The 12654-nt window shown below is 47.5% G+C and carries 11 protein-coding genes; all 11 read right to left on the bottom strand.

Annotation, left to right across the window (positions count from 1 at the left end; translation table 11 throughout):
- Nucleotides 1–87: 87 nt before the first annotated feature.
- The gene (locus tag HXT50_RS06080; protein WP_421777124.1) at nt 88–732 is read right to left on the bottom strand and encodes an HAD family hydrolase; all 645 of its coding nucleotides are present in this window, start codon (nt 730–732) and stop codon (nt 88–90) included.
- A 71-nt stretch (nt 733–803) separates the two neighbouring features.
- The gene (locus HXT50_RS06075; RefSeq protein WP_116971342.1) at nt 804–1277 is read right to left on the bottom strand and encodes a metal-sulfur cluster assembly factor; all 474 of its coding nucleotides are present in this window, start codon (nt 1275–1277) and stop codon (nt 804–806) included.
- A 35-nt stretch (nt 1278–1312) separates the two neighbouring features.
- Nucleotides 1313–1993 (bottom strand): Fe-S cluster assembly sulfur transfer protein SufU, encoded by a 681-nt coding sequence (sufU, locus tag HXT50_RS06070; protein WP_421777123.1) that lies wholly within the window; start codon nt 1991–1993, stop codon nt 1313–1315.
- 87 nt (nt 1994–2080) lie between these two features.
- Nucleotides 2081–3424, bottom strand: a complete 1344-nt coding sequence (locus HXT50_RS06065) for a SufS family cysteine desulfurase (protein ID WP_421777150.1) — start codon at nt 3422–3424, stop codon at nt 2081–2083.
- A 94-nt stretch (nt 3425–3518) separates the two neighbouring features.
- Complete coding sequence (gene sufC, locus HXT50_RS06060) at nt 3519–4295, bottom strand: Fe-S cluster assembly ATPase SufC (RefSeq protein WP_004105229.1); 777 nt, start codon at nt 4293–4295, stop codon at nt 3519–3521.
- 9 nt (nt 4296–4304) lie between these two features.
- Nucleotides 4305–5552, bottom strand: coding sequence for a Fe-S cluster assembly protein SufD (gene sufD, locus HXT50_RS06055; protein WP_101885912.1), 1248 nt, complete (start codon nt 5550–5552; stop codon nt 4305–4307).
- The gene (gene sufB, locus HXT50_RS06050; protein ID WP_100066584.1) at nt 5552–7093 is read right to left on the bottom strand and encodes a Fe-S cluster assembly protein SufB; all 1542 of its coding nucleotides are present in this window, start codon (nt 7091–7093) and stop codon (nt 5552–5554) included. Before sufB ends, sufD begins: the two co-directional genes overlap by 1 nt.
- A gap of 446 nt (nt 7094–7539) precedes the next feature.
- Nucleotides 7540–9222 (bottom strand): CTP synthase, encoded by a 1683-nt coding sequence (locus tag HXT50_RS06045; protein WP_004119263.1) that lies wholly within the window; start codon nt 9220–9222, stop codon nt 7540–7542.
- 62 nt (nt 9223–9284) lie between these two features.
- Nucleotides 9285–9752: a type II 3-dehydroquinate dehydratase gene (gene aroQ, locus HXT50_RS06040; RefSeq protein WP_421777122.1), complete on the bottom strand. Its 468-nt coding sequence runs from the start codon at nt 9750–9752 to the stop codon at nt 9285–9287.
- Between the two features lie 6 nt (nt 9753–9758).
- Nucleotides 9759–11441 (bottom strand): bifunctional shikimate kinase/3-dehydroquinate synthase, encoded by a 1683-nt coding sequence (locus tag HXT50_RS06035; protein WP_421777121.1) that lies wholly within the window; start codon nt 11439–11441, stop codon nt 9759–9761.
- A complete protein-coding gene (gene aroC / locus HXT50_RS06030; RefSeq protein WP_421777120.1) occupies nt 11438–12625 on the bottom strand; it encodes a chorismate synthase in 1188 nt (395 codons plus the stop codon). The genes HXT50_RS06035 and aroC overlap by 4 nt, the downstream gene beginning before the upstream one ends.
- Nucleotides 12626–12654: the final 29 nt, after the last annotated feature.

Here is a 12654-nt window from a genome sequence, read left to right as displayed (position 1 = left end):
TTTCAACCCTGAGCAAGCTCAGCGCTCCGAATTGCTTTCGCGCGCTAAATCGCAGCGCTCAAGCAGGTCGTCGCGCACGCGCGCAGCTTAAGAATAAAGCAACGACGCTGCAGAAGCGGCGCGAGAATCACTTTCGAGAAAAAGCGTGGAAGCAGCGGAAAGACCGGCGTGTTGCAAAAACGCGCAGTAAAGCATTACGTCAGGTTTGCGCAAATGCGATTCGTAAGATGCACAAACACCGTTTAACTCACCGAGTATTGGGCAAGTTTTGCGCGCGCAGTTTAACCAATCGCAAGAAGCGTTACCAAGTGCCCACACGCGCACGCCGCTCGCAATCAACTCGCGTGCCACAGCCGAAGCATCCGCGCGTTCGCCAGCAAAACCGCGCTCGAAACGCTCAAAATACAAGCGATATAGCCACGTAACTGCCGGTCCGTGATGCTCATCAAACGAATCCATCGCTTGCTTTCTGCTCCACCCAGCCTCGCGCAATGACTCGTGAAACTCAAAACCCCATTCCGGCTCGAAACTAAAGAGCACTTCCCCAATAAAATCCGGATAATCTGCATCCAGAGTGCGGCGCACATCCCAATCTACAAGCAATTGCAAGTCGAAAACAACGTCAGTCATTCCGCGCGAAGCATACTCGCTGATACTATTTTTGCGCACATCACTTATTTCGCGAATATCACAGATACCGCTTGCACTAACTGCTTTTATTTCAGCGCCCATAATTCCCACTTGTGCAATACGTTGCTTTCAAAACAGAAACAACAAAACAAAACAGCACACCAACCAAATACTCACACAGTTGGCGGAATACCGGCACTCATCGACGCATCGCCAACTACGCCAGAACCGTACATTCCTGCAGCAAAACTCGCTTGCAAACTGTTGAGATTGTAGCCAAGCGCCTCAAGCTGCGCGCGACCGTCCTCATTAATGTTTTCAACGCTCCAACGCGGCTTCCACGTCCAGTCAATGCGGAACTCTTCGACCAAGCCTGCGAGCGCATTCGCACACTCATCCTCAATCAATTCAGTTAACGGACATGCAGGAGTAGTAAGCGTCATAGTAATAATTGCGCGCCCAAGCTCGTCAATTTCAATGCCATAAACCAAGCCTAAATCAACCACATCAATGCCAAGCTCAGGATCCACAACATCGTGTAAAGCGTCTAAAATATCATCTTCTGTAACTCGGCCAATGTCATTTGCGCTTAAATTCGCAGGATGCGTTTCATGCGTCACCTCAGATGCCAATTGATTTTCTGCCATAATATTCCTTGCTTTGCTTGTACCAAAGTTCGATTTTACAAGTTGCCAAGAATTTGCGGATTTAAGTTTTGCGAGGCTTTTGCAATGCTGTCTTTTAAGCCTTCCCACGCCAAAAGCGCGCACTTAATTCGCATTGGGTAGCGCGATACGCCTTGCAAAACCATTGCATCTTCCAGCGCATCTTCGTCCTCTTCATTTTCAAAACCTGCGCCGCGAGATTCCATAAGTTTGTGGAAAAGCGCGTCTAATCGCAAGGCTTCGTCAACCGATTTTCCTTCGACTAGATCAACCATCATTGAAAGACTTGCCTGCGAAATCGAGCAGCCATGACCATCCCACTTAATACTTGATACTATTGGGGTTTCATCATTATTTGCGCTGCGCGAAAGCTCCACGCGCATTGTAACTTCGTCGCCGCAAGTTGGATTGAATTGGTGCGATTGACCTAAAGCAGAGTTTTTGCCAGCTGCAACGCAACTTTCGTGAGCATTATTTAAGGTAATTTCGGCAGATTTTGTATTTTCTGCAGATTCTTGAGATTCTTCCTGCAATTCCGCTTGTGCGAGCGCGTCCGTAGTTTCGAAATGAGTTTTGCCATGCGGATTTCGCGCAGCATCCAAAATTACTTCTTGGTACATGCTTTCTAAGCCGTCACCAGCCGCATCTGCAAAACCAGCATCTGCACCAAAACCAGCACCAAAACCCATATCAAACATACGCTCTCCTTACCTACTCACTAACTCGTTGACTCGCCGATTCGATTGACTAACTCGCTAACTTCTCCAACTCGCTCGCTAACAATATTATGCGCCAAAGTAGGCGCGAACGTGTGAGACTGCTTCAACAAGCGCACGAGCCTCGTCAACTGTATTGTAAACACCAACAGACGCGCGATTCGAAGCGTACACACCAAAATGACGGTGAATCGGCTGAGCACAATGGTGCCCGACGCGAATCGCAATGCCCTGCGCGTCCAAAAACTGTCCAACATCGTGCGGATGCACGCCCTCAACTTCAAAAGCAACTGTGCCAATTCGATTCTCTAAATCAGTCGGACCCAAAACGCGCACGCCTGGAACATCTTGCAATTTTAGCAATTCTACAGCAATTTCCTGCTCATGCTCTGCAACTCGGTTCATATCCAACGCGCGCAGCCAATCCGCTGCAACTCCTGCCGCAACCATTTGCGCAACAGGCTGAGTTCCAGCCTCAAAGCGGTAAGGCGCATCCATGTATTGCGCCGGCTTGTTAAGCCAAGCAAGCTCCACCATTGAGCCGCCAAAATTCGCAGGCGGAAGCGCATTCAAAAGCTCGCGACGACCATACAAGAATCCAACTCCTGTAGGACCATACATTTTATGCGCGCTAAATGCCGCAAAATCAACGTCTAATGCGTGAAAATCAACTGGAATATGCGGAACTGACTGGCATGCGTCAAGCACAAAAATCGCGCCGACTTCGTGAGCGCGCTTGCAAATCGACGAAACGTCCGTAATAGCGCCAGTAACGTTGCTAATATGCGTAACTGCAACGATTTTCGTGCGCTCGTCAATAATTGTTCGCAAATAATCTGCATCCGTGCGCACGCGACCGTCTTCTGTTACATCAATCCAGCGAAGCTCAGCCCCCGTGCGAAGAGCCAGCTCTTGGAATGGAAGCAAAACAGAATGGTGATCCGCGCGAGATACGACTATTACGTCGCCTTCTTGAAGCGCAAAATTTTTGCGGAAATCACTTTTAGAATCAGCCAGATCACTACTGTCTTTTTTGCAGATTTTTGCCTTCGCACTAGCGTTACCAATAGCAGTTGCGAGAAGATTAAGCGCGCCTGTAGCTCCCGAAGTAACAACAATTTCCTCGCTGCCAGCATCCGCGCACGCTCCAACAAGCAACGCAACTTTCGCACGCGCTTGTTCAAACGCAACCGTCGAAAGTGCAGCCAACTCGTGCGCTCCCCTGTGCACACCAGCGTTAATTGTTTCGTAAAATTCTTTTTCGGCGTCGATTACAACTTGCGGCTTTTGCGAAGTAGCTGCAGAATCCAAGTAAATCAAAGGTTTTCCGTGCACAGTATCGTGAAGCGAAGTGCCGTGAACTGTGCGACTTAAAATCGGAAACTGCGAGCGCAAATCGCTAAATTCTCGCATAATATTTTCTGTAGTCACTGTAGTCATATTAAACCGCTATTTTGACGCTATTCTTACGAATATACAGATAGATTAAACTGTACTTGAACCGCGCTTAAGCCAGTGCCGACTCAGTTGTACCTTCCGGCAAATACTTGTCGTAGCCTTCTTCTTCCAGCTCGTCCGCAAGCTCCGGTCCTGCAGTCTTTACAAAGTGACCTTGCGCAAAAACGTGCACAATATCCGGCTTAATATACTTGAGGATTCGCGTGTAATGCGTGACCATCATAATGCCCAAACCGGTGTTTTCTTTGGCGCGATTCACGCCTTCAGACACAATTCGAAGCGCGTCAACGTCCAAACCAGAATCAGTTTCATCCAAAATCGCAAACTTTGGCTTCAAAAGCTCTAGTTGCAAAACTTCCGCACGCTTCTTTTCACCGCCGGAAAAGCCTTCGTTTACAGAACGCGACGCAAATTTTGGATCCATTCGAAGCTTTTTCATAGCCTCGCTAAGTTCTTTCACCCAGCTTCTTAAAGATGGAGCTTTGCCTTCGACTTCAGTTTTTGCAGTGCGAAGGAAGTTCGTCATAGATACGCCCGGTACCTCTACTGGGTATTGCATTGCAAGGAATAATCCAGCTTTTGCGCGCTCGTCAGGAGTCATTTTCAAAATATCTTCGCCGTCGAGAAGAACTTGACCGGAATCGACTTCATACTTTGGGTGCCCTGCCAAAGTGTATGCAAGAGTAGACTTTCCAGATCCGTTAGGACCCATAATTGCGTGAGTTTCGCCAGAATTAACTGTAAGATTTACGCCTTTTAAGATTTGCTTGCGACCTTCTTTTGTTTCTACAGAAGCGTACAAATCCTTAATTTCCAAAGTTGACATGTTTTTCTCCTATTCTTCCGTTCTTGCAAGACGGCGCTCAATTGCCTTCATTAAGTGATCAACAATTTCCGGAACGCCAATTTCTTCAATCAGCTCGTTAAAGAATCCACGCACAACAAGCTTTCTGGCTTCAATCTCACTAACTCCGCGCGATTGCAAGTAGAAAAGCTCTTCGTCGTCAAATCTACCGACTGAACTTGCGTGACCGGCACCAATAATATTTCCGTTTTCAATTTCCAAATTCGGCTCAGAATCAGCGATTGCTCCAGGAGTGAGCACCAAATTACGATTCAACTCATACGAATCTGTGCCAGGAGCTTCCGGCTTAATAAGCGCGTTTCCAACCCAAGTTGAATGCGCGCCCTTTCCTTCCAAAGCACCCTTGTACACTACTCGCGACTTGCATTCCGGATAATTGTGCACAACCATCGTGCGATGCTCAACATGCTCGCCCGGATCCACAAAATACATGCCGAGCATGTTCAAATCGCCCTGCTCGCCGCCAAAATCCTGATCCATGCGAATGCGCACAACATCTCCGCCAAGAGTGACCATCGTGTGGCGAAGCGAAGCTCCCTCCCCAACGTGAATACGCTGGTTTCCAACGTGCTTGCTGCCCGAATCCCACTCTTGAATAAATGTAGTAGAAACGTGCGCGTGTTTTCCGAGGATAATTTCCACACCTTCTGCAAGTTTCGCGCAGCCGGTATGTTCGATAATAATGTCAGCATTCGAGCGAGAATCCGCTTCGATTACTAAGTGCAGTGCGTCAAGCGCATTAACATTATTACCCTGAATTTTCAGCACGATTGGCTTTTTAATTTCGCCAGATACGTGAAGCACGCGCGCTTGTTTCGTTGCATTCCACGCAACTGCAGCCGCGCGATCAGAAGGCTTCATTTCGGTGTGAGGAGCCTCGTTTTGCGGCTTTACTTGCAAACTTACGGAACCGTCGCTTCCAACATAAGAATCATCCAAAGCAGCTCCACCAACGCCTTCAAGCGTTACTTGAATGCTATTAGATGGTTCAAAACGCTCGAAAAACTCGGAAATTCGCTCAACTGGAGTGTATCGCCAATCTTCCTGCTTACGCGTTGGAATCGCAAAATCTTCCACGTTGAACGAGCGCACGGATTTGTCTGCGCTAGAAGGCATTGCCGCAGGAACCGCATACGGATCATTAGGATCTGCTACAGGAATAGTAATTTCTTTTTCCGTCATTTTATTGCCTAAATTCTCTTTTAAATCTTCGCTCATCAGCCCACGGATCCTTCCATTTGCAACTCAACTAAGCGATTCAACTCAAGCGCGTACTCCATTGGAAGTTCGCGGCTAATCGGCTCTACGAAGCCGCGAACAATCATGCCCATAGCCTCTTTTTCTTCAAGCCCTCGACTCATCAAGTAGAAAAGCTGATCCTCCGAAACCTTGGAAACAGTGGCCTCGTGAGCCATTGAAACGTCGTCTTCACGCACGTCAACATGCGGATAAGTATCCGACCTCGAAAAATCGTCAACAAGCAAAGCATCGCACACAACAGACGAACTAGAGCCCTTCGCGCCCTTAATAATCTTCACAAGACCGCGGTAAGCTGAACGTCCGCCGCCGCGCGAAATCGACTTAGCAACAATCGTTGAACTCGTGTGCGGAGCCAAATGAATCATTTTCGCACCCGTATCTTGATACTGACCGCGTCCAGCAAAGCTCAAAGACATAGTTTCTGCTTTTGCGTACGGCTCAGCAAGAATGCAAGCAGGATACTTCATAGTAGCTTTGGAGCCGATGTTGCCGTCAACCCACTCCATTGTGCCGCCTTCGCGCACGTAAGCTCGCTGAGTTACCAAGTTATACACGTTATTTGACCAGTTTTGAACGGTTGTGTATCGCACGCGCGCATGCTTTTCCACAACAATTTCAACGTTTGCAGCGTGAAGAGAATCCGTGGAATAAATTGGAGCCGTGCAACCCTCAACATAATGCACGTAAGAGCCTTCGTCTGCAATAATCAACGTGCGCTCAAACTGACCCATGTTCGGCGTATTAATGCGGAAGTAAGCCTGAAGCGGAATATCCACGTGCACGCCTTTTGGAACGTACACGAACGAGCCACCACTCCAAGCCGCTGTGTTAAGAGCCGCAAACTTGTTGTCGTCAACTGGAATCACAGTTGCAAAATACTTTTTTACAAGCTCCGGATACTTTTGCACTGCTGTATCCGTATCAACAAAAATTACGCCTTGCGCAGCCAAGTCTTCGCGAATCGAATTGTAAATAACTTCCGACTCATACTGTGCTGCAACGCCTGAAACTAAGCGCTTTTTCTCAGCTTCCGGAATGCCGAGCCTGTCGTAAGTTTTGCGAATATCTTCTGGCAAATCGTCCCAAGTTTTCGCTTGATCGTGAACCGGACGCACGTAGTATTTAAAATCATCCGCGTCAAAACCGCTTAAATCCACGCCCCAATCCGGCATCGGCTTTTGCAAAAATGCGCGGTAACCTTGCAAACGAAGATTTAGCATCCATTCCGGCTCGTGCTTGTCAGCGGAAATTGCACGAACAACCGACTCGTCAATACCCTTCTTCGCAGCCTCACCTGCAGCATCCGAATCATGCCAACCGTAATTGTAATCGCCAAATTCAGCAACAATCTGTTCGTCTTGACGTATTTTCTCTTCGTTTACGCGAGCGCGATCTGCCACATACTGGCTCATCTCAACGTCTGCAGCTTTATTTTTTGCTGAATTATTGCCATCACTTGCTGCAACGCTTGGATCGCCAGTAACGCCAGTATCATTCATATTGCCAGCATCGCTCATATTGCTAGTATCGCTCATAAAGCCTGTTACACCTCCATACTTAACGCACACCTGCGCGCGGTACGTATTAATTGGCAAAAGCTGCTCCCCAAAGCGCTACTTTTGCACTCTCCCCACTCAATTATCACCTATCTAAGGTTACCGCGTAATGCGATTTCTTGGTATAGCCGTGTTACGTGCAAAACGTAATGTTTATCACAATCTAATAAAACATAAACGGCAGAAACTTTACGCAAGTGTAAAGAAAAGGTCGTTTACGCACCAAAAAACGGCAGAAACTTTACAACGCTGTAAAGAAAAGGTCGTTTACGAATTAAAAAGCGGCAAAACTTAGGAAAACCAAGTCTTACCGCTTATTTCTATTTACTTAATTCTTACTTAAGTCCCACTTAAGCTTTACTTAAGCCTTACTTAAATCTTACTTAAGTCTACTTATCTTCCTTGCTATTTTGAGAAGCCTCTTGATGCTCAAGAGCAGCCGCAACCAAGCCAGCAAACAGTGGATGAGGCTTAGTTGGGCGAGATTTAAACTCTGGATGAGCTTGAGTTGCTACGTAGAATGGGTGAACTTCCTTTGGAAGCTCCACAAACTCAGTCAAATTACCATCTGGGCTTTGACCGCTAATACGCAAGCCGGCTTCACGCAAACGATCCTTATATGCCACGTTCACTTCATAACGGTGACGGTGACGCTCAGTAACATGCGTAGTGCCATAAAGCTCAGCAACAATAGAGCCTTCTTCAAGTGTTGCAGGGTAAGAGCCAAGTCGCATTGTGTGACCCATATCTCCCTTACCGGCCACAATATCCTTCTGCTCTTCCATAGTTGCGATTACTGGATCGCCACAATCCTTCTCGAACTCAGTGGAATTAGCATCCTCAAGTCCAAGCACGTGACGAGCGTATTCAATAACCATGGACTGCAAGCCAAGGCAAAGACCAAGCGTTGGCAAACCGTGCTCGCGAGCGTAACGAAGTGCGCCAATTTTACCTTCAATACCGCGAATGCCGAAGCCGCCTGGAATAACCATGCCGTCCATTTGGTCAAGAGCCGCGGCAGCACCTTCTTGAGTTTCGCACTTGTCTGCAGCAACCCAGCGCACGTTTACCTTAGCCCAGTTTGCAAAACCGCCAGCCTTGATAGCTTCAGTAACAGAAAGGTACGCATCTGGCAAATCAATATACTTACCAACGATTGCAATGTTCAGCTCATGCTTTGGATGATGCACGCGCTCAAGCAAATCTTCCCACTCGTTCCAATCAACATCGTGGAATGGAAGCTCAAGTTCGCGCACAACGTAAGCGTCCAAGCCTTCGTTGAACAAAATCTTCGGCACATCGTAAATGCTTGGAGCGTCGACGCAGTTCACAACGCCTTCAGCATCGACATCGCACATAAGCGAAATCTTGTCTTTAATGCCTTGATTAAGCGGACGATCCGAACGCAAGACAAGCGCATCTGGAGAAATGCCAAGAGAGCGAAGCATCATAACAGAATGCTGAGTTGGCTTAGTTTTCAATTCGTGAGCTGCAGCAATATAAGGCACCAAAGAAACGTGCACAAACATGCAGTTTTCAGGACCTAAATCGCGACGAACTTCGCGAGCTGCCTCCAAAAATGGCTGGGACTCAATATCGCCAACCGTTCCGCCAATTTCCGTAATAATAACGTCTACATCGTCGGAAGCTTGAGCGCGCATACGCGACTTGATTTCACCAGTAATATGCGGAATAACCTGCACGCACTGACCCAAATATTCGCCAGCGCGCTCCTTACGAAGCACAGACTGATAAATCTGACCAGTTGTAACATTCGCTTTCTGGCTTAAGAAAACATCGAGGAATCGCTCGTAATGACCAATATCGAGATCTGTTTCTGCACCATCTTCCGTAACATAGACTTCACCATGCTGGAATGGGTTCATTGTACCCGGGTCAACATTGATATAAGGATCGAGTTTTTGTTGTAATACATGCAATCCGCGACTGCGTAAAAGTCTGCCTAAAGATGATGCTGTAAGGCCTTTTCCGAGGGACGAAACTACGCCACCAGTGACAAAAATATGCTTTGTAATATGCTCCTGAGAGTTACCATGTTGTCTTCTAACCATGGAACTCCATAGTATCTTCGAGCCTCGACGCTGGGTGTTGATTCGCAAAAAATCGAACAAAATCAAACAAGATGCGCAACAGCTTCCAAAGCGAGCTTATAGCCGTACAATCCCATGCCTGTAATAGTGCCGGTTGCAACAGGACTAATTACGCTAATTTTACGAAAAGCATCGCGCGCAGCAGGATTAGAAATATGCACTTCCATTAACGGAACTCCAGCATCCAAAACCATGTGAGCCGCGTCCGCGAGCGCGTAACTGTAGTGCGTAAAAGCGGCAGGATTCATAACAACGGGCGTATGAGTATCGGCAGCTTCGTGCATCCAGTGAACCATTTGAGCTTCGTCGTCACTTTGGCGCACTTCTACTTCAAACCCAAGTTCCGCACCCCACTTTTCGCATTTCTCGCGCAAAGTTTCAAAGTTCTCGCTACCGTACACGTCCGGCTGGCGAACGCCTAAACGACCTAAATTCGGTCCGTTTACAACAAGCACTTTTTTGTATGCTGATTTTCCATTTTTACCTCGCAAGATTAATTAATTTTGCTTATAAACGCGCTCAAAAGCTTCTTTAACTGCTTCAATAGGCGGGTTGTCAAGATGAATAGGATTCGAAATACCATCCAAAATTACGAAACGTAGCATGTTGCCGCGCGCTTTTTTGTCGCGATGCATAAGGTTAAGCACGCACTCAAAAGCAGCATCCGCATCTTTTGCACACTGCCACGAAGTTGGCAATCCAAGCGAATCCAAAAGCGAACGATGATACGCAACGTCTCCCGCATCCAAATATCCTAAAATTTGCGCAAGCTCCGCCGCAAAAACCATGCCAACAGCTACAGCGTTTCCATGACGCCAGCGGAAATGCTCAATCTGCTCAATCGCGTGGCCAAGCGTATGCCCGTAGTTCAAAAACTCGCGCAAACCCTGCTCTTTTAAATCGCTCGATACGTGATACACCTTTACTTTAACTGTGCGTTCAATAAGCTCCACGAGCAGTTCGTGAAGTTCGTTATTATTTTCTAAATCATCCCCATTAAATTCACGCAAAAGCTTCGCATTATTGGCATCGCTAAGAATCTTCAAAATTTCACCGTCGCGAATAAAACCAGATTTTGCAACCTCACCCAAGCCTTCAATAAGAATATCGTTTGGAAGAGTTGCAAGCGTAGAAGTATCTGCTAAAACGCCAGCTGGAGTGTAAAAGCTGCCGACTAGATTCTTTCCAGCATCCGTATTAATACCAGTTTTACCGCCCGTAGACGCGTCAACCATCGCAAGAAGCGAAGTAGGGCAGTTTACATAGCGAATTCCACGCATCCAAGTTGCAGCAACAAAGCCAGCGACATCCGTTGCTGCTCCCCCGCCTAAACCAACAATTGCATCCGAACGAGTAAAACCAGCTTCTGCCAAGTTAGCCCACAATCCGCTTGCAACTTTAATAGTTTTTCCAGCTTCTGCATCCGGAATTAGCATGTCGAAAACTTCGTAACCAGATTGGCGCAAAATAGTTCGAGCTTTGTCGCTATGACGCTGAACAGGTTGCGCGTGAACTAACGCCACTTTAACCGGCTCAGTTCCAAGCATTTGCGGCAGAAGTTGCATTGCACCGTCGCCAATTCGCACATCGTATGGTTCAATTCCCTCACCTGTTACGTGCACAATACGTTGCATAATCATATTCCTTAATTTTTCTGCAGCCATATACGGAGTCGAACCTTTTGTTTGCATGTGGATATTCGACACCGCCTTAAAAACAGGATCTCTCTGCTCAAATAATTCCATCCAACGCTTTTGCGCATCTTCTCCAGAAAACATAGGACGATTATTATTCCAGCTTGCGCGCTCAATAGCCTCTTTAGCATTTGCTTGCAAATACACAACGCGACCACCACTACGCATATACTCACGCAAAACTTTTTGAGTTTCTTCACGCATAGGCGCACCGCCACCAAGCGAAACTATTCCCTTTGTAGAATCTTCTGCAGATGTATCTCCTAAAATTGCCTCTCGCACTATGCGAGCTTCTATTTCACGAAAAGCATCCTGGCCATATTCCTCGAAATATTGCGGTATTGACATATCAATATTGCACTCGATCATGTCATCTGTATCATAAAAAGGCAGATTCATAAGATGCGCAACTTCGCGGCCAATACGCGTTTTCCCAGCAGCAGGCATGCCAATAATAACAGCTAGCGGAAGTTTAGTGTTGCTCATTTCATATTCTCCGGCCAGGAAGCTACGTAAGACTCCACATTTCGGCGCGTTTCTTGCAAAGAATCTCCGCCGAATTTTTCCAAAGCATACTTAGCTAAAGTAAGCCTTACCATCGCTTCTGCAACTACAGAAGCAGCTGGCACAGCAGTGAAATCTGAGCGCTGATTAATAGCTTGAGCAGCTTCGCCAGTAAGCACATCCACTGTGCACAAAGCGCGTGGAATAGACGGAATTGGTTTCATTGCAGCGCGCACGCGAATAATTTCGCCGTTCGACATTCCGCCTTCAATTCCTCCAGCTCGATTAGTAAGACGCTTAATTTTCCCGTTTTCGCCTGTTACCATTTCGTCGTGCGCGGCCGATCCAGGGCGATCTGCCTCTGCAAAACCGTCGCCAATTTCCACGCCTTTAATAGCCTGAATTCCCATAATCGCGCTCGCGAGAGCTGCATCCAAGCGACGATCCGACTCAACGTATGTGCCAACTCCTGCAGGCATACCGTAAGCAAGCACTTCCACTACTCCACCGAGCGTATCTGCATTTGCTTTTGCTTCGTCGATGCGAGCCATCATTTTAGCTTCAGCATCTTTGTCGAGAGTGCGAACTGGAGAAGCATCCAGAGCGGCAACATCATCTGGTGTTGGTAAAGCTAAACTTTTGTTAGTGTATTCGCCGCCGATGCCGATAACATGCGCAACTGTGCGCACACCCAAAGCCTGCTGTAAAAACGCATCAGCAATAGCACCCAAAGCTACACGAGAAGCTGTTTCCCTAGCACTCGAACGCTCCAAAACTTCGCGAGCATCATTAAAACCGTACTTGCGCATGCCTGTTAAATCCGCATGACCTGGACGAGGGCGGCTCAAAGGAGCATTTCTGCCAACTTGCTCAACCTCGTGATCCAAAGGATCTGCACTCATTACTTCCGTCCACTTTGGCCACTCTGTATTCGCGATTTCTACAGCAATCGGAGAACCAAGCGTTACTCCGTGGCGAACTCCAGTTAAAAGACGCACTTTGTCTTGCTCAAACTTCATACGCGCTCCACGACCATAACCAAGGCGACGGCGAGCAAGTGCCGAAATTACATCGTTGCTAGTAATGTGCACGCCAGCCGGCAAACCTTCAATCATGGCTACTAACGCTTCACCGTGCGACTCCCCTGCCGTTTGCCATCTAAGCATGCCATTTCTCCATTCTCAAGTAATTTACG

Source organism: Gardnerella sp. KA00243, assembly GCF_049244105.1.
GTDB classification, from domain to species: domain Bacteria; phylum Actinomycetota; class Actinomycetes; order Actinomycetales; family Bifidobacteriaceae; genus Bifidobacterium; species Bifidobacterium leopoldii.
The sequence above is the reverse complement of the archived record's forward strand: the minus strand, read 5'-3'. Positions and strand labels throughout refer to the sequence as shown.